At 36.2% G+C, this 19,917-nt stretch carries 33 protein-coding genes; 30 read left to right on the top strand and 3 right to left on the bottom strand.

The genetic code is table 11. The features are described 5' to 3' along the window. The first annotated feature begins 152 nt into the window (after positions 1–152). The 7 genes from J2Z38_RS05895 (at position 153) to J2Z38_RS05870 (ending at position 5,414) form a co-directional block, all read left to right on the top strand. Positions 153–572 (top strand): PaaI family thioesterase, encoded by a 420-nt coding sequence (locus J2Z38_RS05895; RefSeq protein WP_209773703.1) that lies wholly within the window; start codon positions 153–155, stop codon positions 570–572. A gap of 123 nt (positions 573–695) precedes the next feature. Further along, positions 696–1,031, top strand: a complete 336-nt coding sequence (locus J2Z38_RS10660; RefSeq protein WP_263641973.1) for a 2-keto-3-deoxygluconate permease — start codon at positions 696–698, stop codon at positions 1,029–1,031. 76 nt (positions 1,032–1,107) lie between these two features. Further along, positions 1,108–1,581, top strand: coding sequence for a 2-keto-3-deoxygluconate permease (locus J2Z38_RS10655; RefSeq protein WP_263641972.1), 474 nt, complete (start codon positions 1,108–1,110; stop codon positions 1,579–1,581). A gap of 229 nt (positions 1,582–1,810) precedes the next feature. Beyond that, positions 1,811–2,743, top strand: a complete 933-nt coding sequence (locus J2Z38_RS05885) for an IS30 family transposase (RefSeq protein WP_209773701.1) — start codon at positions 1,811–1,813, stop codon at positions 2,741–2,743. 147 nt (positions 2,744–2,890) lie between these two features. Next, positions 2,891–3,904, top strand: a complete 1,014-nt coding sequence (locus J2Z38_RS05880) for a LacI family DNA-binding transcriptional regulator (protein ID WP_209773698.1) — start codon at positions 2,891–2,893, stop codon at positions 3,902–3,904. Positions 3,905–4,146: 242 nt separating this feature from the next. Beyond that, a complete protein-coding gene (locus J2Z38_RS05875; RefSeq protein ID WP_209773687.1) occupies positions 4,147–4,773 on the top strand; it encodes a bifunctional 2-keto-4-hydroxyglutarate aldolase/2-keto-3-deoxy-6-phosphogluconate aldolase in 627 nt (208 codons plus the stop codon). After that, a complete protein-coding gene (locus tag J2Z38_RS05870; protein WP_225304633.1) occupies positions 4,773–5,414 on the top strand; it encodes a sugar kinase in 642 nt (213 codons plus the stop codon). The genes J2Z38_RS05875 and J2Z38_RS05870 overlap by 1 nt, the downstream gene beginning before the upstream one ends. 33 nt (positions 5,415–5,447) lie before the next feature. On the opposite strand, the gene J2Z38_RS05865 is transcribed toward J2Z38_RS05870, so the two are convergent. The 3 genes from J2Z38_RS05865 to J2Z38_RS05855 all read right to left on the bottom strand — a co-directional run bounded on the left by J2Z38_RS05865 (position 5,448) and on the right by J2Z38_RS05855 (position 7,933). Further along, positions 5,448–6,815 (bottom strand): recombinase family protein, encoded by a 1,368-nt coding sequence (locus J2Z38_RS05865; protein ID WP_209773678.1) that lies wholly within the window; start codon positions 6,813–6,815, stop codon positions 5,448–5,450. 132 nt (positions 6,816–6,947) lie between these two features. Further along, a complete protein-coding gene (locus J2Z38_RS05860; protein WP_209773669.1) occupies positions 6,948–7,244 on the bottom strand; it encodes a hypothetical protein in 297 nt (98 codons plus the stop codon). Positions 7,245–7,300: 56 nt separating this feature from the next. Beyond that, positions 7,301–7,933, bottom strand: coding sequence for a helix-turn-helix domain-containing protein (locus J2Z38_RS05855; protein ID WP_209773667.1), 633 nt, complete (start codon positions 7,931–7,933; stop codon positions 7,301–7,303). Between the two features lie 143 nt (positions 7,934–8,076). Between J2Z38_RS05855 and J2Z38_RS05850 the strand changes: the two genes are divergently transcribed. From J2Z38_RS05850 to J2Z38_RS05750, 23 genes are all read left to right on the top strand, one after another. Further along, entirely contained in the window at positions 8,077–8,370 is a 294-nt protein-coding gene (locus tag J2Z38_RS05850; RefSeq protein WP_209773648.1) for a hypothetical protein, read from the top strand. A gap of 10 nt (positions 8,371–8,380) precedes the next feature. Then, positions 8,381–8,647: a hypothetical protein gene (locus J2Z38_RS05845; protein ID WP_209773642.1), complete on the top strand. Its 267-nt coding sequence runs from the start codon at positions 8,381–8,383 to the stop codon at positions 8,645–8,647. A 37-nt stretch (positions 8,648–8,684) separates the two neighbouring features. Beyond that, entirely contained in the window at positions 8,685–8,846 is a 162-nt protein-coding gene (locus J2Z38_RS05840; RefSeq protein ID WP_209773639.1) for a hypothetical protein, read from the top strand. Positions 8,847–8,971: 125 nt separating this feature from the next. Continuing rightward, on the top strand, positions 8,972–9,349 hold the full coding sequence (locus J2Z38_RS05835) for a hypothetical protein (RefSeq protein ID WP_209773638.1): 378 nt from the start codon (positions 8,972–8,974) through the stop codon (positions 9,347–9,349). Between the two features lie 15 nt (positions 9,350–9,364). Next, positions 9,365–9,769 carry a YopX family protein gene (locus tag J2Z38_RS05830; protein ID WP_209773635.1) on the top strand — a complete coding sequence of 135 codons (405 nt, stop codon included), beginning with the start codon at positions 9,365–9,367 and terminating at the stop codon, positions 9,767–9,769. After that, the gene (locus J2Z38_RS05825) at positions 9,766–10,008 is read left to right on the top strand and encodes a hypothetical protein (protein ID WP_209773634.1); all 243 of its coding nucleotides are present in this window, start codon (positions 9,766–9,768) and stop codon (positions 10,006–10,008) included. Before J2Z38_RS05830 ends, J2Z38_RS05825 begins: the two co-directional genes overlap by 4 nt. A gap of 37 nt (positions 10,009–10,045) precedes the next feature. Then, on the top strand, positions 10,046–10,216 hold the full coding sequence (locus J2Z38_RS05820; protein WP_209773626.1) for a hypothetical protein: 171 nt from the start codon (positions 10,046–10,048) through the stop codon (positions 10,214–10,216). Beyond that, the gene (locus tag J2Z38_RS05815; RefSeq protein WP_209773625.1) at positions 10,203–10,559 is read left to right on the top strand and encodes a hypothetical protein; all 357 of its coding nucleotides are present in this window, start codon (positions 10,203–10,205) and stop codon (positions 10,557–10,559) included. The genes J2Z38_RS05820 and J2Z38_RS05815 overlap by 14 nt, the downstream gene beginning before the upstream one ends. A gap of 16 nt (positions 10,560–10,575) precedes the next feature. Continuing rightward, a complete protein-coding gene (locus J2Z38_RS10650) occupies positions 10,576–10,710 on the top strand; it encodes a hypothetical protein (RefSeq protein WP_004829131.1) in 135 nt (44 codons plus the stop codon). A 13-nt stretch (positions 10,711–10,723) separates the two neighbouring features. Further along, complete coding sequence (locus tag J2Z38_RS05810) at positions 10,724–11,020, top strand: hypothetical protein (protein WP_209773623.1); 297 nt, start codon at positions 10,724–10,726, stop codon at positions 11,018–11,020. Continuing rightward, complete coding sequence (locus J2Z38_RS10540) at positions 11,008–11,823, top strand: MazG nucleotide pyrophosphohydrolase domain-containing protein (protein ID WP_225304632.1); 816 nt, start codon at positions 11,008–11,010, stop codon at positions 11,821–11,823. Before J2Z38_RS05810 ends, J2Z38_RS10540 begins: the two co-directional genes overlap by 13 nt. A gap of 16 nt (positions 11,824–11,839) precedes the next feature. Next, on the top strand, positions 11,840–12,373 hold the full coding sequence (locus J2Z38_RS05800) for a hypothetical protein (RefSeq protein ID WP_209773619.1): 534 nt from the start codon (positions 11,840–11,842) through the stop codon (positions 12,371–12,373). Continuing rightward, positions 12,358–12,813, top strand: a complete 456-nt coding sequence (locus tag J2Z38_RS05795) for a hypothetical protein (protein ID WP_209773616.1) — start codon at positions 12,358–12,360, stop codon at positions 12,811–12,813. The genes J2Z38_RS05800 and J2Z38_RS05795 overlap by 16 nt, the downstream gene beginning before the upstream one ends. Positions 12,814–13,035: 222 nt before the next feature. Next, positions 13,036–13,854, top strand: a complete 819-nt coding sequence (locus J2Z38_RS05790) for a hypothetical protein (RefSeq protein ID WP_209773613.1) — start codon at positions 13,036–13,038, stop codon at positions 13,852–13,854. A 127-nt stretch (positions 13,855–13,981) separates the two neighbouring features. After that, positions 13,982–14,512: a Holliday junction resolvase RecU gene (locus J2Z38_RS05785; protein WP_225304631.1), complete on the top strand. Its 531-nt coding sequence runs from the start codon at positions 13,982–13,984 to the stop codon at positions 14,510–14,512. Then, positions 14,505–14,714 (top strand): hypothetical protein, encoded by a 210-nt coding sequence (locus tag J2Z38_RS05780; RefSeq protein ID WP_209773611.1) that lies wholly within the window; start codon positions 14,505–14,507, stop codon positions 14,712–14,714. The genes J2Z38_RS05785 and J2Z38_RS05780 overlap by 8 nt, the downstream gene beginning before the upstream one ends. Before the next feature lie 30 nt (positions 14,715–14,744). After that, entirely contained in the window at positions 14,745–15,200 is a 456-nt protein-coding gene (locus J2Z38_RS05775) for a hypothetical protein (protein ID WP_209773608.1), read from the top strand. A gap of 208 nt (positions 15,201–15,408) precedes the next feature. Continuing rightward, complete coding sequence (gene terS / locus J2Z38_RS05770) at positions 15,409–16,155, top strand: phage terminase small subunit (RefSeq protein WP_004829114.1); 747 nt, start codon at positions 15,409–15,411, stop codon at positions 16,153–16,155. 71 nt (positions 16,156–16,226) lie between these two features. Next, positions 16,227–16,352: a hypothetical protein gene (locus J2Z38_RS10645; protein WP_004829112.1), complete on the top strand. Its 126-nt coding sequence runs from the start codon at positions 16,227–16,229 to the stop codon at positions 16,350–16,352. Next, positions 16,340–16,861 (top strand): hypothetical protein, encoded by a 522-nt coding sequence (locus J2Z38_RS05765; protein ID WP_209773605.1) that lies wholly within the window; start codon positions 16,340–16,342, stop codon positions 16,859–16,861. The genes J2Z38_RS10645 and J2Z38_RS05765 overlap by 13 nt, the downstream gene beginning before the upstream one ends. After that, positions 16,830–18,662: a phage terminase large subunit family protein gene (locus J2Z38_RS05760; RefSeq protein WP_209773603.1), complete on the top strand. Its 1,833-nt coding sequence runs from the start codon at positions 16,830–16,832 to the stop codon at positions 18,660–18,662. The genes J2Z38_RS05765 and J2Z38_RS05760 overlap by 32 nt, the downstream gene beginning before the upstream one ends. 12 nt (positions 18,663–18,674) lie before the next feature. Next, the gene (locus tag J2Z38_RS05755) at positions 18,675–19,622 is read left to right on the top strand and encodes a DNA adenine methylase (RefSeq protein WP_209773600.1); all 948 of its coding nucleotides are present in this window, start codon (positions 18,675–18,677) and stop codon (positions 19,620–19,622) included. 45 nt (positions 19,623–19,667) lie between these two features. Next, positions 19,668–19,916: a DUF6148 family protein gene (locus J2Z38_RS05750; RefSeq protein WP_004829104.1), complete on the top strand. Its 249-nt coding sequence runs from the start codon at positions 19,668–19,670 to the stop codon at positions 19,914–19,916. The last annotated feature ends 1 nt before the right edge of the window (position 19,917 follow it).

The raw sequence follows: 19,917 nt of genomic DNA, 5'->3' as shown, positions 1-19,917 counted from the left end.
TAAAAATGGTGCCTAGATAGTTTATTATTTAGCGCACCATTTTTAATCTTATTTTTTTGTACTTTACTCATTAGCAAACATTGTATTGGAGAGTAGTAATTGTTATATATTTAAATTGCACTAGAAAAGAATTGAAATGAGAGGTAAATCGCATGAGTTTTAACGATTATTTTGATATAGAGATTAAAGAAATAGATGAAAATAATTTGATTTTGAGAATTCCGTTTAAAGAAGAATATTTAAATGATATAAATGCTGTCCATGGTGGTGTAATAATGACTTTAGCTGATGACGCATCAGGTTTTATAGCGTCGGCAAAAAAGTATACGGCTCCAACTTTATCAATGTATACAAATTTTCTAAGACCAATTTTCGAAACAGAATATATTTATGCAAAGGCAAAGATTATTAAAAGAGGAAGTAGAATAGTAACTGTTGATTGTGAGGTTTATGGGGATGATGAAAAAATATGTGCAATAACTAGGACAGAGTTTGCTGTAATAAATGATAGTTTATCAGAAACTTCTAGAGGTAATTATATCTATGCAAATAATGGGTATAAAAGTTTTTAATAATATCATTCGAAGATGTTTAAAGTATAGGGAGATGTATAATAAATTTGTTTTCTAATTGTCGGAGGATTATATGATTAGTAAAATTTTAGGAAAATACCCGCAGCAACCATAATAGTTCCTATGTTTATTGCTTCAATTTTATATACACTCGCACCTGGACTTTTAAAGCTGGGGCCAATGTCTGAGGCGATTGCTAGCAAAGAAGGGTTGAATGCTATTATAGATATAACTCTCGTTGCAGTTGGTAGTCAACTGACCATAAAGAGATTTAAACTTGCTTTTCACAGGGGGTTAGTATTACTTATATCCAAATGGCTTACTGCTTTAATTTTAGGATATGTTTATTTTAAGCTGTTTGGGAATATTGGGATTTTTTCTATATCGGCTCTTGCTTTTATTTCAGCTATATCAAATCACAATAATTCGATTTTTATAGGCATTATTTCTGATTATTAGAGATGAATATGATGTAGATAGCGCTGCTATTACAGCTATAATTTCTGTGCCAATATTTACATTCCTAACCCTCTGAATGCTTGGTATAGCAGATATCACACCATCATCAATATTAGATTTGGCATTACCTATAATTGTGGGTATTATTTTAGGCAATATTGACAAGAATTTTTGTGAATTTCTAGCTGGTACTCAAAAATATATTTTACCATTCTTGGGATTTTCTATAGGCTTAGGAATTGATCTCGAGACAATTATACAGGGAGGAATAGGGGGATTAATTTTATCCGGCATGACTTTTACCGCAGCCTTTGCTATTTCACTTCCCGCTGATATTTACATTAATAAAAGACCAGGCTGGGCAGCTCTAGCAATTTATACAGCAGCTGGAAATACTGTTATAGTACCATCTTTGGTAGCCGATCTTGATCCTTCTTGGCAAGAGTATGCAAGCCTAGCTGAAGCTCAACTGGGGATGGTTGTCATATTGAGTTCTATATTAGTACCATTAACAATTAAATTTTGGGTTAAAATTAGGAACAAAGATTAAATACAATATATGGACAAAAATAGAATTTAAGCTTGTTTATAATAGAAGACATTTCTCCAGCTACAGAATATAATATAAATTTAGGTACACCTAGTCTAATCAGATTAAGGTGTACTTTATTTTTAATTGATAAGTTGTAAAATTAAATGCGACACTAGAATAAAATAGAAAACTCATACTAACTTCGTGTAAAATGTTAATAACGACAAAAACATACACGGAGGTTAATATGAGTTATAAACATCTTACCATAAATGAGAGAAATAAGATAGAGGTATTAAGAAAAGAGGGCTATTCTTCTAGAAGAATAGCAAAAATTTTAGGTTTTCATCATTCCACAATATCTAGAGAATTAAAAAGGTATGACAATGAGTATGAAGCTGTGTATGCCCAAAAAGACAATATTGAAAAATTATCATCTAAAGGAAGAAAACCAAAAGTCAATGATAATATCAACAAATGCATATCGGAAAAACTTCATAAGAAGTGGTCTCCTGAGCAAATAGCAAACACTGTATGTAAAGATATTGTAAGCTTTAAAACAATATATAATTGGATTTATTCAGGAATTATAGACTTTGATATTTCCAAGCTAAGAAGAAAAGGAAAATCAAGAAAAGTCAAAGAAACAAGAGGTAGGTTTAACATTGGTAAATCAATAAATAAAAGACCTAAAGAAGTTAAAAAAAGGAATACTTTTGGTCACTGGGAACTAGATACAGTTGTCTCGTCAAGAGATAAAAGTAAAGGATGCCTAGCAACCTTTGTAGAAAGAAAAACTAGATTTTACATAGCCTTACCTATGGTAGATCGAAGTAAAAAATCTATGATAGGAGCAATTGAGAAACTAATTAAATCTTTACCATTAGAAGCTTTAAAAACTTTCACATCTGACAGAGGCAAAGAATTTGCTTGTTATGAAGATGTTGAAAAACAAGGGATAAATTTTTATTTTGCTGATGCATATTCAGCATGGCAAAGGGGCAGTAATGAAAATTCTAATGGTTTGTTAAGAGAATATTGTCCTAAGAAGACAGATCTATCTAAAATATCTATCAATGAGCTAATTAAAAACTTAGTGGAGCTTAATACTAGACCTAGAAAATGTCTAGAATATCAAACTCCATTTAATTTATTTATGCACGAACTTAGTTTGGTTTAGGTGTCGCAATATTATTTGCAATTCATCATAAATAAGATTACTTGATTGAAAAAGAAAATATCAATCAAAAATTTTTAACAAACGTTCTCTGTGATATAATATTATAAAGAGATGTGATTTTGATATTTATGGACTTGTGAGGCAAGAATGGATATTTATGATATAGCGAAGAAGTCGGGTTATTCTACGGCGACTGTTTCTAGGGTTATTAACAAGTCGGCCAATGTTAGTGACAAGGCTAGGAAAATTATAGAGGAAATTATTGAGGAGTCGGGCTATAAGCCCAATAGGATTGCAAGGAGTCTGGCGAAAAATTCTACTCAGATGATTGGAATCATGGTTCCTGATATTAGGGGATATTTTGAAAGTCAATCGGCTTATGAACTTGAAAGAAGGCTTGATAAGCTCGGTTATACCAGCCTACTTTGTGTAACAACCAATAGCTATGAGAAGAAAATGTCTTACCTTGATATCTTGGTTGAAAGCAAGGTTGAAGCTATCATTGGAGTTGGTTCGACCTATGAAGAAAAGAAATTTTATGAAAAATTAAAAAATATGTCGGTTATCATTCCTATGGCACTTTTGAATGTAAAGACCAGTGACGAAAATGAAAAAATCGTCAACGTCTATATAGACGAAATCGAGGCTATGGACCAGGCTGTCAAGCTTTTGAGGGATAATTTTTACAAAAAACCTCTTTATGTATCCCTTGATACTGGATATATGTCTAGGTCTTATATCGGCAAAAAATCTGGCTTTGTGGAGGCTCTTTATAAGTACTATGATGATGCAAATTTTGTTGAGTTTAAGGTAAAAGACCCTGAAAAGGACCTGGCAAAACTGATTGATTTTTTAAAGGAAAATCCAGAATTTGACTCAATTCAATTTGAGCTTGATAGTTTGGCTGTAAGTGCCTATAAATTGATGGCAAATGAAGGGATAAAAATCCCTGAAGATATTGGTCTTATTGGCTTTGATAATATCGAAGCGACAGAGTTTACCAACCAAGCCATAACTTCAATTGATCAAAGAATTTCAGACCAGGTTGAAATTGCAATTGACAACCTACTTAAGATTTTAAATGAAGAGGAGGCTAAAACAAATATTGCCCTGGAGGCTAAGCTGATTGAAAAAGAGACTACTGCCAGGAACCATAATTAAACAAATTATTTGTTTTTAGCTTTAGTATAGGAAGAAAATTCAAAAAAATTTCCTTAAGATTAAATTTATCGAAAAGTGCTAATTATCAAGTTTTTTGAGATAAATTCTTGGAATATTTTTTGATAAATTTTCAAAAAATGTTTTCCAACTACTTGAAATTAAAAAAAATTGCCGCACAATGGTATCAGAAAAAGAAAAAAATTGCTTTATTGTTTAGCACATATTTTAGAAAGGAGTAAGAAATGAGCAAAGTAACAACAATTCAACAAATTACCAAACTTGGAATAGTTCCAGTTGTAAGGGCAAATTCTGCTGACCAAGCTATAGAATTTTGCAAGGGCCTAATAGATGGAGGTATCAATACTCTTGAGGTAACCTTTACAATCCCAAATGCTATCGAAGTATTCCAAAGAATCCAAAAAGAACTACCAGAAGATACACTCCTTGGAGCAGGCACTGTTCTTGACCCAACAACAGCAAGACTTGCAATTATGAATGGGGCAAAATTCGTAGTTAGCCCATCTTTTGATAAAGAAGTAGCAAAAATGTGCAATATCTACAACATTCCATATATGCCAGGATGCGTTACACCAGCAGAAATGCTTGAAGCCTATAAATACGGAGTAGACATTATCAAACTATTCCCAGGATCTCTTCCAGGACCATCTTATGTAAAAGCTATCCACGGTCCATACCCACACTTCCAAATCATGCCAACAGGTGGAGTTAGCCTTGAAAACCTTAAAGACTGGTTTGATGCAGGAGTAGTAGCTGTAGGAGCAGGTTCAAACCTAGTTACAGGTAGCCGTGAAGAAATAACCAAAAAAGCTAAAGAATATCTAGAAAAAATTGCGGAGGTAAGAAAATAATGAGCAAAAAAGTAGTAACCCTAGGCGAAATCATGTTAAGACTATCCACACCAGGATACGAAAGATTTGTCCAAGCAGAAAGCTTTGACGCAATCTACGGTGGTGGAGAAGCAAACGTAGCGGTATCACTTGCAAACTATGGTTTTGATGCCTATTATGTAACAAAATTACCAAGCCACGAAATCGGCCAAGCAGCTCTAAACTCACTTAGAAGATACGGCGTAAACACAAACTACATCGTAAGAGGTGGAGAAAGAGTTGGTATCTATTACTCAGAAACAGGTGCATCTTCAAGACCATCAAAGGTAATCTACGACAGATCAAACTCAGCAATCGCAGAAGCAGATCCAAGCGAATTTAATTTTGAAGAAATTTTCAAAAACGCTAAATGGTTCCACACTTCAGGTATTACCCCAGCTATTTCTAAAAATGGTGCTGAAATCACAAGAGAAGCTATGAAGGCAGCTAAGGCTGCAGGTGCAAAAGTTTCTATCGACCTTAACTACAGAGCAAAACTTTGGACACCAGAAGAAGCTCAAAAGGTAATGAAAGACCTTATGCAATATGTTGACGTATGTATCGGAAACGAAGAAGACGCATCTCTATCACTTGGCTTTACACCAAACGGAATGTATAAATAACTACAAACAAAAAGAGATCAAAAAATGATCCCTTTATTTAAATTCAATTTTTACTATTTCGCTTCCCTTTACATATATTTTAGAGATTACGCTTTGCCAAAGGGCGCGTTTTTGCAGGTTGTCTAGGTTATTATACATTTCTTCGAAGTCGCTTTGTAGGAGTTTATCCAAGGCGGAAAAATCCTTTTTTTGAAATCTTTTATGCGTTTTTATTTCTTCTTCTACTTGATCTAATTGTTTTTGTAAGACTTCGTATTCTTTTTTGTAGTCTTCTAGTTCGATTACTTCTTCTAGGTAGAGTTTACGCAGCCTATTTATTTTATTTTTGATATTGTTTTTTGCTGCGACCGGGCGACTGATCGGTTCGCTTTTTTCTATTTCGTAAACTACTTTATATTTTCTTATTTCATCTTCGATATTTTCAAGTAGGTAATTTTCGATTTTCTTTTCTTGGATCCTTAGATTGTTTTCGCAAACTTTTACGGTTGAACGTCCGCACTTGTAGTACCTGTATTTTTGATTGGTTCTTCTATTGGTGGTGTAGCCAGCCGACCCCATATTGTAGCCGCAGCAGGCGCAGGCCAGAAGACCGACAAAGATATAGTTATAAGTCTTGCCGCCGAACCTTCCGCTTCTAGCCTTATTTATGGCCAGGATTTCTTCGTAGTCTTCTTCGCTTAGATAGGGCGGGAAATAATTTTCGTTGTCTTTATACTTGCCCTTATAGAAGTCTAAATTCTTTCTTAAAAAGCGACTATAGGTTGTATAAGATATTTTTTTATTATGTTTCTGATTCATAGTTTTTGCGACGGCGTTTATGCTTCTTAAAACTTTGTAATTTTCAAAACATTCATTGATAAAGTCTTCGACTTCTTCGTCTTTTACTAGAATTTTATTTTTTATCTTGTATCCAAAAGGTGGCTTGCCCCAGATGGCTTCTCCATCTTTTACTTTTTTATCAAAGACAAATTTTATACGTTCGCTTGTCCTATCGCTTTCATCTTGGGCGACAGCTAGCCTTATATTTACATAAAGCCTACCATTTGCGGTGGTTGTATCGTAATTTTCGGTGGTAGCCGTCCAACCTACGTTATTTCTTTCTAGGATTTCTTGAACTTTGTAGTAGTCGCCCACGTTACGGAACCATCTATCAAGCTTGATAAATAAGATTATATCAATCTTGCCGGCTTCTACGTCGTCAAGTAGGCGCATGAATTCTTTTCTATTAGTGTATTTCTTTCTTGCGGTTATACCTTCGTCGGCGTATATGCCGACTACTGTATAGCCTTTAAATTTTGCGTAGCGGATCAGATTTTCTTTTTGTGCGTCTACGCTATAGCCTTCGCGGACTTGTTCTTCCGTCGATACTCTTATATAGAGTGCGGCCCTTACCATATCCATTTAAGACCCCCTTAATTGGAAAGGCCAGCCCGCTTATGGTATAATATAAGCGGAAAGACCTTATAAATTTCTTACTTTGCGGTATGAAAAAACTTTCCTTGCCATATGGTGCGCCAACACCTTATGGCTTTTTTATTTATACATTATTAAAGTATTGAAGCCTTCGCCATCTTTAAACATTCCTTGATTTTGCAAGGTTGTAAATTTTATATCTACTATTTCGTAGCCGTCGGCTTGCATACTGTTTACAATTTCGCCAACTTGATTAGTGTATTTATCTTCTACACAGAATATTTGATTATTCCACTTTGAAAAAGAATTTATCATAATTATATGAACGAAGCCGTCTTTTTCGCATAAATTAGGCTTTACTTCTTTTTCGTAAATGCTTTGTGCGATTGCTTTTTGTCCGCTTGAAAAAAATCCCATATTAAACACCTTTCATTAATATATTTTTAAAAATTAATATTCACCATACCAGGGTTTCAGCCCACGTCTGATTCTTTCGCAGAAGAGGATTTTGATTCCTGTTCTTTTTCTTTGTCGAACAGTTCGTCCGCCATCTTCATGTATTGTTCTTTTTCTGATAGTTCTTCCTCTTCATCATAGCCCGGTATAACAGTATTACCGAATCCAGTATATGGAAAAGCTTCATTAAAGAGCATAGCAGCCTTACCGTACATATCTTTTTTTACTTTTTCCGGAGCGGCTGAATTAAAGATAATATCATTTACACCATTTCTAGCCTTTTCTTTTCCTTCTTCCATAATGCTATTGGCTATTATTTTCATTACATGGTTGAAGACTTCTCTTTCTTTAGGTTCTAACTCAATATAAGTTCTTAAAATAGTTTGGCTTAGCTTATCTAGTGGAAATTCGGACACTATTTTTTCTATGAGCGAGTCGCTACTTTCTACAAACATTTCGCCAGTTCCATTTCTTAACCAATCTTCGTTTACATTATATGCGTTGCATATAGAAGAGATCATTTGTTCGGTTAGATTTCTATATCCATTTTCAATGTTTGATATAGCAGATCGTGTAACGCCAAGATTTTTTCCGAATTCTTCCATGGTTAAGCCAAGTTCTTGTCTTAATAATTGTATTTGATTATTCATTGATAACCCCCTTTCAAAAACTATTATACAATACATTTTAAATAAAATCAATAAAAAAGTACACAAAGATAACAAAAAGACTTGACATAATACACAAAGAATTATATAATAGACACAGAGATAACAAAAAGGGGGCAAAGAAAATGCAAGTATTAGAAAAAACAAAGACACCACGCGGAATTGATATTCAAATCGAGGATTGGTCAGAAAATTTCCCGGAAGTTTACGGATATAGCGACACCTTAGCCGCTTTTCCTAAAACAATTACCAACCCGGACAACCAAGTAAGGCTAGAAATTCAATTTAAAAGCTACGAAGAAGCAAAAGAAGCTATGAAAGCCTTAGAAGCAGGCGAAAAAGAATTAAGAGATTATAGGGAAAACTTCAACAGCTACTCAAACGAAGGCGGCAACGTCTTTATGAATTTTAAAGAATAGGGGGCGAAAGATGAAAAGGATAGAAGCCACTAGGAATAATAACGAAGAGAAAAAGAAAGGAAAAGAGATTATGGAAGTTAAAATCCAAAAAAACAACAAAGTAGAAGAGATTGACAAAGACGAATTAAAGACAGTAGCAGAAACACTTTCAGAAGTTGAAAAGCTTCCGACAGAAAAAAGAATAGCAATGCAATATTACATTAAGGGAACTTTAGCAGGCTTGCAGATGATGGGAGAAAACACCAGCCTAGCAGGCAAAGAAGCGCAGGCACTATAAAAGAGTTAAGGCGGCAGAAAAGCCGCCCGAAGATAAAATGCGACCTGTAACAATTATATATATTCCTTATAGAGATTTTAAAGAGAAAATAAGGCTAGTTAAAGAATGGAAAAAGAAAGGCTACTACGTCGAGGACTTGGGCGACGGTATCTACTGTATGAAAACAAAAGGATATAAAAAAGGGGCGAAAAATGAGTGAAGAAGAAAGAAGGCTTTTAGAGATTATAAAAAGCTTTGACAAAGCAGTAGACGCTTTGATAGAAAAGGCAAGGGAAATTGTCGATAAAATCATAAAGGCTTTTAGAAAAGATAAGAAGGTAAGAAATGCTTATAAATGTACCACTTTTAAAAATAGCCGACGAGTACGAAGAAGAAGGCTTCCAAATAATAGGAGATCTTCACGACCTTTTTATTCTAGGCGAAGATGGAGGCCTACATTACCTAAATATCCAAGGAATGGTAGGCACTAGATACCAGGAATTGAAATTCAAAACCCAATATAGCGATATTTGGGGCGAAGAATTATTCGAAAAAGTAAACTTCTTGGGGCTTATGGATCTTGACGCAAAAAGATTTAGGGCGGACAAGGACCCAAGGTACTTAGAGATAAGAAAAGCCATAGAAAATTACTTTAAAGAGCTTGAAGAAGCAGCAAATAAAGAAGAAGCAGAAATGCTAGGAAAACTTATAGGAGAGATTTAGAAAGGAAGGGCAAAGGTGATAGATAAATATAGGGCTTGGGACAGCTTAAATTGCGAAATGCTAAACAACGTCGGTTGTATAAATTGGCACTTAGAAGAGATCACTTGCTACGAAAAAGTATCGCTTGACTTTTCAATGAAATTTAAACACATTCAGCTAATGAGGTTTACAGGAATTTTAGACAAGAACGGCAAAGAGATTTACGAAGGCGATATTTTACATTGGAAAGATAAAAGCAAGGCAGGATATGGAAGCCTAGAAGACAATGTAATAGTTTATTGGAGCAATGATTTTCTAGCTTGGACGGTACAAGGCAACGATTGGAGCGTAGACGAGCCGCCACACTATCTTTTTGAATATAAGGACCCAGGAGAAATAGAAGTAATAGGCAACATATACGAAGGAGTATTGAAAAAATGAAGCATGATTGCAAGGGTTGTAAGAATTGCAAGTGCAAGGACAGGAGCCTAAAAGATATTAAGGTTATTTGCCAGATGGCACTAGGCCACACATACGGATTTACAGCAGAAGAAAGCGAAATAAAAATCCTAGAAAGCAATAAATTTAATTATCACATTATAGATATTAACGGCAAAATTTACAGGGTTAAAAATCTAAAGGCGGAAAAAGTAAAGGTAGTCGCAAGCTATGGATACTAATTTCAAAAAAATTACCTTCTTAACCAAAGAAGGACCAATGGAAATTAGCATAAAAAAAGAATTTCACCAGGCAGCCTGTAAGCATGATTTTAAAAAAGGCAAGATTATAAGGCCCAAGGGCAAAAGAATTTTTTCTAGTAGGCTACCAAAAGATACTACAATTTGCATAAAGTGCGGAAAGAAAGGGGGCAAAAATGCTAATGCTTAGTATAGAGGATAAAAATATATTTGGCGACTTAGTTTTCCAAGTGGATTCTAAATTGTACGAGGTTATGACAGAAATTGCAGCGGGTAATTTTGAAGCTGGCCAAATAACTTTAAAGATCAATGTAAGCGGGGCTAATAAGGAACTAGAGATTCCAAGAAGCGCCGACGACTTCGAGATAAAGCTATTTAAAAGACCGATAATTGACTACAAAGTAGAGTCAACACTCAAAAAGACAGATTCTACTTCGAACTTTGCAATTACAGAAGACCTTGCAATGGATATAGAAAACGACAAGCTACGAATTTCAAAAGTAGACGACGGCCAGATAAGCTTATTTAGCTAAAGGCAGGGGGTCAAAGATGAAAGAGTTTGACGCAAAAAAATTCTTGAAAAAACTTTACGAGCTTTCCGGCAAGGCCGAGGGGGCAAAAGTAATTGTAAAAGAGATCGAGAAAAAAGAAGAGATCCAAGCGAAAGAAAAGGTAGCAATTTAGGAAAGGGGCAAAGATGGAAGATACACAAAAAAACATAGAAGTAAAAAGAATGGGATTCGATATAAGCGAATATTCAGTAAACCTCATACACGGCCTTTTAGTAGATGAAGAAATAAGGCTTAAAGAAAAGATACCTATACTACTTGCGGAATTTGATTACGATTTTGACAAAACAAAAGCCTATGTAGAAGAGGTAAAGACTTTAAGAAAATTCTTTACACACATAGACCGATCAGAAGATTATTTAGGAGTCTTTAGCAGGATTGAAGATTATAGATTGGATAAGGAAGAAAAGCAATGCGAAGATTAGAAGAGCTAAAAGCCGGCGAAGTTTTCAAATTTGGTAAGTTTGAATGGATAAAGCTTGCCGACCTTGACGAAGGAGTTTTAGCTATTACAAAGAAGCACTTACCGGTCAGAAGAAGGGTAAGCGAAGATGGCAATAATTGGAAAAATGCGGAACTTAGAAAATGGCTTAATATAAACTTTTACAACGCGCTAATCGACAACGGCGCAAGCGAAGAAGATTTTCTATTCTTTGAAAGAGATTTAAAGGCACTAGATGGCCAGGAAAATTACGGAACTTGTATAGATAAAATTAGTCTTTTATCGGCAGAAGAATTCGAGAGATACAAGGGGTTTATACCCTTTACCAAAGATTGGTGGCGGATACTTACGCCAGATAATAAAGGCAAAAACAAAGCTTACTATAATTGCGTGATAGGCGAGAAAAAAACTATTTCGTGCCACATTCCGCAATTTATAGGCCAGGTACACCCGGTATGTAGGATAAGAAGCGACAAAGAAGTAGAAGAGATCACTATAACAGGAAAAATCAAAAATTGGATTCGAGATAGGAACCTAGACACAGCCGACCCAAAAGGGCAAATGCTTAAACTTGTAGAAGAAACAGGAGAGCTTGCAGAAGGCTTGGCCAAAAATCGACCGGACCAAGTAAAAGACAGTATAGGCGATATATACGTCGTACTTACAGCACTTTCTATGCAGCTTGGCTACAGTATTGAAGATTGTATCGAAGAAGCCTACGAAGAGATAAAAGACCGCAAGGGACGAATGGTAAATGGAATTTTTGTAAAAGAAAGCGACTTATAAGAAAGGGGCAAGGACAATGGCTATTACAAACAAAGAAGCAAAACAGCTTTTATACGAAGAAAGACCAGTATTTTTTAGAAATATCAAATACCGAAAGATTAGTGCTTTGATCTATAGAAAAAGCGAAGGAACTTTTAAGGCAAGTGCCGAACTATTAGATATGAACCAAAGCTGCGTGGTTATTTGCCCGCTTGAATGGATTGACGCAAGCGAAGATGAAAGAATAGAGATATTCGGACAAGAAGAAGTCGAAAGTATTTTAGGAGATTGTCAAGAAGAAATGGCAAGGCTTACTACCCTAACAGGCCAAGGCAAGCCGACGGATTCCCAGGATTCTTTACACAAATTATTACAAAAGTTAGTCAAGTTAGATAATGAACTAATTAAGCAAGTAAACGCAGCAGGAGAAACAAAAGAAGAAACCGCAGCAGAAACCCACGAAGAAAAAGAAGATATGGAAAACTTATCTAGTCTTGGCGGACTAGATGAAGAAGAAGGCAAGGAAGATATACCGCAAGTAAGAGAGGAAAAACAATGGATCGCGAGATAATAAAAATTAATTACAAAGACAAAAGAAATGATAGGGACTTATTAGAAGAAAGCAAAAAGGCAGCAAGGCTGGCAGCACTTTATACAGAAAAGACACTAGAGATGGAAGACCTTAACTTTAAACAAAAAAGGTACAACCGAGAGATTAACGAAAGAAGAAGAGAACTAAAAGAACTTTATATAGAAGAAGCAAAAGAGATTGTAGACGGAAAGTACAGAAGAAGAAGGCCATCAATCATGGCCAGGGTATTTTCTCCGCAGATAATTATATTTTGTTTTTTATCCTTGATAGTTTATATATGCTTGGCCAAGCTTGCATATATAGATAGAGGATACAGGGCTATAGGGGGCGAAGGATTTTTCCTTATATTCCCATTATTGATATTAGCCTTTAGATTTGGAAATTTAGTAGACAAAGACGCTAGAAGAAGAAATAAGTAAAAAAGAAAGGGTGCTTTTTCAAGCACCCCGCCTTGGTATTAATCTTTATCTTATCTTTAGGGCAAAGACAAAGAATATCCACAGATACATTATACCACGGCAAAAGGTTAAAAGCAAAGGAAAAGAGAATAACAACAGCTAAAATTGGCGGAGTAGATACCGCCTTGCGGGCTTGTATTAGTTATTATCTTTTCGACCGAAGTATAAAAGCAGGTGGTATTAATGGCAAAAACTTTTATAAGAGAAAAGAAAATTCAGTGCGGGAAAGATTATTTGGAAGTTGATATATATCCTATATCAGAAAATCAATTGGAACAAAGAAAAGGTAAGAGATCCAAGAAGAAAAAAGTATCTATACCCGCACAGAAAAATTTGAATGATAGAAACGCAAGAAGAAAATTCAACCAGGTAGTAGAAACAAATTTCGGTGGGGGCGGTTATTCGGTAACACTTACCTACAATGAATATTTTTTACCAGCTACAGTAGAAAAAGCAGAAAAGGAAGCTACAAATTATATACGCAGGATAAAGCGAAGAAGAAAAAAAGAGGGCCTAGAAGATTTGAAATACATTATCGTTACTTCTTCGAGAGAGGGAAAAGACGGCAAGCCAGTAAGAATTCATCATCATATTCTTATGAATGACGGACTAGACAGGGACGTAGTAGAAGACCTATGGAGTAGGAGCAGGGGCAAAGATAAAGGAAAGAGATTAGGCTTTGCAAATTGCGACAGGATAAAGCCGGATACAAACACAGGTATAGCAGGCCTAGCGAACTACCTCAAAGGAAACCCAACCCAGAAAAGAAGGTGGACTTGCAGCCAAAACTTAGAAAGACCGACAGAAAGAAACAATGATCACAAATATTCTAGGAAAAAAGTAATCAAGCTGGCACTTTTCCCAGAAAGTCTTAGCTACTGGGAAAAAATGTATCCGGGCTATGAGATTAGGGACAAGCTATATGGATTTGAAGCAATATACAATGATTTCACAGGTTGGAGCATATACTTAAAGCTACGAAGAAAGAAACCCCGAACATAAAGACTTATCCACAAAGGGAAAATATAAAGGCTTGTAAGACTTATCCACAAAGTAGAATTATAAATAATAAAAGTTATCCACAGGGCAAAGTTAAGAAAGAGTTATCCACAATACAAGAAAAGGAGTTATGCACATGGATAACAAAAAAGCACTTGAAGCATATAGAAACCTAAAGAATAACGCCTACGGCCACAGCTTAGAACAGGGTATCGAGTATGCTTGCAAGCACTATATAGATTATGGACTAGCAGCAGTAAGCAAAACGCCAGAACCTTTTAGAGTGATAAAGAAATTCAAAGGCGGAAAATTTCATGGTCAATTTACGGCCAGGGCGCAGCCGGACTTCCAAGGAACATTAAAAGGCGGCAGGTCTATAATTTTTGAAGCCAAGTACACCAGTACAGAAGTTATCAAGAAAAAAGTTATAACAGATAAGCAAGCGGAAGTATTAGACGAACATTTAAAGCTTGGAGCAATAGCGGGCGTGTGCGTCGGTATAAAAGACCGTTACTTTTTCGTGCCGTGGGAAGTTTGGCGAAACATGAAAGAGATTATAGGAAAACAATCCGCCAGGGCCGACGACCTCAAAAGGTGGGAGATCCCGTGGCGTAAAGGCGTTATGTTTTTAGAAAACATAGAAGACAAGATAGATGGATAAGAAATACAAGACTTGTAAATTTTGCGATACTAGAATTCTAGCCGATAGGAAAATCGGCGTGTGCGACGAGTGTTTGAAGATGGCCGGCGCAGAAGATGAAATCATAGGAAATTTACAGGCAGCGGAAAAGATAAACTTTGCCGTTGAAGATTATATAGGTCAAGCAAAAGAAGAGTTTATAAAAGATTTGATAAAGAGGTAGTTTGAGTGAAAAGAAAAAGAGGGCGCGCCTATGAAAGACGTTGTAGAAATCATTGATTATTGCCGAGAGATTCCGCAGGCCATAAAACTTAATCGCAGGGTTATAAATAATTTGGAAGATGTATTCTACTTGCCAAGAAGCAACAGCCAGCTAGACGGTATGCCGAAGGCCAAGAATCATATATCAAAAATTACAGAAGACCTGGCGCTTAATGTACCGGACGGTATAAGCGAAACTATAAGGAGCCTAGAAGAAAAGAACAAAAGACTTGATAACCTATACAAGGAAATCTTAAAGGAAATTCAAAGCCTAGATTACCGCGAACACAAAGTAATCTATGATTTCTATATCATGAATTATAGGTGGGAAAAGATAGCCAGGGGCTTTTATTCCGTTAGGCAATGCAAGAACATAAGAAGTGAAGCCTTAAAGAAATTAGAAAAGAAGTTCGAAGATAATATATACATTCACAATTATTTTAGCTAATGGCGAAAGATTGCCCGCCATTGCCCGATTTATAGGCTATAATAGATATAGTGAAGAATGTATATAGACAAGCGGGAATAGCTAAATTCAAACGAACTTCTAAAAATTGAAGTTCGTATTTTTTTATAATTTCTTCCGTGGCTGAAAAATCGGAACAGCGAAACAAACGAAGAAGACAAAAAAGCGGCCGCGAAAGGAGAAAAAGAAGATGGCTAAAAAAAGACGACCTGAACGTGATTTAGCCTTTGAACTTTATAGAAAGTCAAAAGGCAGATTAGAGGTTAAAGAAATTGCAGAAAAAATAAAAGTAAAGCCGGCAACAATTAGTCAATGGAAGTACCGCGATAAGTGGGACGATAAACTAAAAGAGAGAAGACGCGGCGGACAATTCGGAAATAAAAACGCCGAGGGCGCAGGAGCGCCAAAAGGAAATAAAAACGCCGAAACCCACGGCGGATATAGCAGCATAGATTTAGACAACCTACCACCAGAAGACCAAGCCTATATATCAAGTCTTACACTAGATACAGAAACCAACCTAAAGAACGAACTTAAAATCTTATTGGCCAAGGAAAAAGATATTAGGCGCAAGCTAGATGAACTTGACAAGGAACCGGAAGATAGATTGTACTTGTCGAGAGAATCAGAAATGCAAGCTTTACCAACAAAAGATTTATTAGAAAAACTAGATCCGGCCGAACGTGAAGAAAAGATGAAAAAGTTGCAACCGACATTGAAGACGGTTACAAGGGACAGCAAGTTTGAAAGGCAGCAAAAACTATTAGTAGCCTTTGATAGAATCCACGGAAGGATTATAAAGCTACTTGATAGTATAAAGACCTACCAGCTTGACTGTAGGCGCATAGAACTTGATCAACAGAGATACGACTTATCAAAAGAAAAGATAAAAGGAGCCTTTGAATTTGATTTGGACGGCGAGCTTGACGAGATCTAAAAAATAAAAATAGGTTCTTTCGCGAACTAAAGCAGCATTGCGGGTCGGCGAGGCCCGAAATATGGCTAGGTATGAAAAATTTTGAACCACTTCCGGAAATTCAAAAGCTAGAAAGTATTAGGGGCCTTGAAATTTCAATAACGAATAATTATTCAAAAGTAATTAAAATAAAAAGGGGGCTTGTATGGCCAAAGTAAAATTATATAGTACGCAGGCTATAGCCAAGCTTCTTAATATAAGCGAAAGGCGAGTTAGGCAATTAAGAGATGAAGGAATTATCGAAGAAACATTGCCGGGCCTTTATAAATTACTAGAAACAAATCACGCCTACATAGATTACCTAAAAGGTAATTCGAAGATAGAAGAAAATTTAAACTACTACGAAGAAAGGGCAAAGCTTGTAAAAGCAAAAAGACAAAACGAAGAACTTGATCTAAAAATTAGACAAAGAGATTTGCACGAATCTTCGGAGATTGAAGAAGTGATGGCGGATATGCTAACAAACTTCAAAGTAAGACTTATGGCAATACCCGCCAAATTATCGCCAGTATTAGCTGGCTTAAAAGACAAGACAAAAATATATAAGATACTACAAGAAGCGGTAGAAGAAGGACTGAACGAATTATCAGACTTTCCGACCGCTTTTTCTATAGAACCAGAAGAAGGGGCGGAAATTGAAGAAAACACAAAAGAAGAAAAAAATTAAAAAAAATACATTTGATCTTCTTTGCAAAATCTTTGCCGGCTTAAAGCCGCCGCCACCAATAACGATTACCGAGTGGGCGGACGAGTACAGAAGACTTAGCCCGGAAGCTTCGGCGGAACCCGGAAGGTGGAAGACTTCTAAAGCACCATACCAAAAAGAGATTATGGACGCTATAGGCGAAGTCGGAGTAGAAAAAGTCGTAGTAATGAGTGCGGCACAGATTGGCAAGTCGGACGCTTGCATACTTAACCCCCTAGGTTACTATATGCACTACGACCCTAGCCCAATCATGATTCTACAACCAACAATACAGATGGCAGAAGCTTTTTCCAAGGACAGAATTTCGCCCATGTTAAGAGATACACCAATATTGCAAGACAAGGTAGATGATAAGTCGAGGACAAGCGGGAATACAATCCTACAAAAGATTTTCCCCGGTGGCCATGTAACAATGGTAGGGGCTAACAGCCCTTCGAGCCTTGCAAGCCGACCTATAAGAATATTGCTTGCAGATGAAATTGACAGATACCCAGTAACAGCAGGGACAGAAGGCGACCCGCTTTTACTTGCCACAAAAAGGCTTACTACTTTTTGGAACAAAAAAATAGTTTGCGTATCAACGCCAACTATTAAAGATTTAAGCAGAATTGAAGTCGAATACGATCATAGCACCCAGGGCGAATGGAACATTCCTTGCCCTCATTGCGGAGAATACAACCCGCTAGAATGGGCCTATATAAAATTCGACAAAGAAGATTTATCGGAAATTGAATACACTTGCCGCCATTGCGGAGCTATAGCGAGTGAATACGCTTGGAAGTCAAACTTCGATAAAGGAAAATTTATTTTCAAGTATCCGAAGCGAGCAGTCAAAGGCTTTCACTTAAATGCCCTAGCTTCGCTTTTTGTATCGTGGGCAGAAATTGTAGAAAAATTCTTAGTTGCAAACGAAGAAAAAAAGAAAGGCAATATAGAATTACTTAAAGCTTGGACTAACACCGAAATGGGCCAAACTTGGGAAGAAGAAGGAGAAGAAATAGAAATGGACGAATTATTCAACCGCTTAGAAGAATATGGCTGCGAAGTGCCAGAAGACGTAATAGTCTTAACGGCGGGGGTAGACGTACAAGACGACCGCTTCGAAGTAGAGGTGGTAGGTTGGGGCGAAGAAAAAGAATCATGGGGTATTTACTACAAAAAAATCTACGGCGACTTAAAAACCGAAACTGTATGGCAAGACTTAGATAATTTTCTAGGTAGGACCTTTGAAACAAAAGACGGCCGCAAACTAAAAATTCTTTCTACCTGTATAGATTCCGGCGGACACTTTACCCAAGAAGTTTATAAATTTGCCAAGAAAAGAATTAATCGCAGGATATGGGCTATTAAAGGCCGAGGGGGTTCGCAAACGCCTTATTACTCTAAACCGTCTACGTCAAACGCCTATAAGACACCACTTTTTACCCTTGGGGTAGATACAGGAAAAGCCATACTCTACCAAAGGCTAGCAGTAGAAGAGCCGGGGCCTAACTATTGCCACTTTCCGGCAGAAGAAGGCCGAGGATATACAGAAGAATATTTCAAAGGGCTTACAAGTGAAAAGATGGTTATTAGCTACAAAAAAGGCCGCGCCCAGTACGTTTGGAAAGTGAAAAAAGGAATAAAAAGAAACGAACCTTTAGATATTAGAAACTACGCAACCGCAGCGCTTGAAATTACAAACCCTATTCTCAAAAAAGAGATTCCGGAAAGCACAAGCAAACCACAAAGAAACGTCAGATCTAGGGGGTTAAGACAATAGATAAAAGCAAAAATGAAATTGATTTTAGATAAAAAGAAAATAAGAAAAGGAAGGCCAATAGGCTTACCGTATGTAGGCAGTAAAAAGAAAATATCTAAAAAGATTATAGAGATTATAAAGCAGAATTTCGGCACAGATAAAACAATATACGACCTATTCGGCGGCGGTGGTGCTATAACTTTAGAGTGTAAACTTCAAGGCCTAAACGTAGTTTATAACGATATAGACCCTATACCAGGGCAGATGATACAAAAAATCTTATCAGAAGATAGGGAATATATAAAAACTTTAATTTGCAGCAGGGAAGAGTTTTTCAAGATAAGAGATAAGGAAAATAAAACAATAGACGACCACTTAAAACTATTAATTAATTCATTTGGAAATAACAGTAAACACTATCTATATAGCAAAGAGCTTTCTGATTTTAAATATAAACTAGCAAGAAAGATAATAGCAAACCATGATTGCTTTGAAGGCTATAAGCAAACCGAAACTTTCAAAAAAGCAGTACAAGAAAAGAAAGAAATCACTCAATTACAGCAACTTCAACAAATACAACAAGTCGAAAAAATATCGGGGGGGGGGGGTACACCCGCCAAGAGCTTGAGAATTCAACAATTAGAAAGGCTTGTACATTTGGAAAATATGAAGGTTATCCCTAACCTAGAGATTCACAACAAAGACTATAAAGAATTTTCGAATATAAAAAACTCAATCATATATTTAGACCCACCATACAAAGATACAAACAAAGTATATAGGAATAACAATATAGACTACGAAAACTTCTACAAGCGGTGCAAGGAAATGAGCAAAGAAAATGTAGTCTTAATAAGCGGATATAGTATGCCAGATGATTTTGAAGTAGTCTACGAATTTACAAAGGCTAGGTCAACAATGCAGGGCGGAAGCCACGAAAGCAAATACGAGAAATTATTTATGGTCAAGGATAACTTTTAAATTAAATAAACCATAAAAATATTAGATCACGGGGGGTTAAGATAGATGGATAAAAGCGAAATTAAACTTCGAAGAGAACAGGCCCTAAAGCACTACAATATTTGGCTAGAAGCAGAAATGGCAGTAGCTACAAGCCAAAGTTACACTATAGGCAGCAGAAGCTTAACCAGGGCGAATTTAAGCGAAATAAGAGAGCAACAAAAATATTGGCGAAAAGAAATTGACAGATTAGACACGATAGACAACTACAAGGGACGCAATAGGACTTATATTGCCGTCCCACGCGATATTTAAA

The organism is Anaerococcus degeneri, from assembly GCF_017874475.1.
GTDB lineage: Bacteria > Bacillota > Clostridia > Tissierellales > Peptoniphilaceae > Anaerococcus > Anaerococcus degeneri.
Note: the sequence above shows the minus strand (reverse complement) of the source record. Positions and strands in the feature narration are given on the sequence as shown.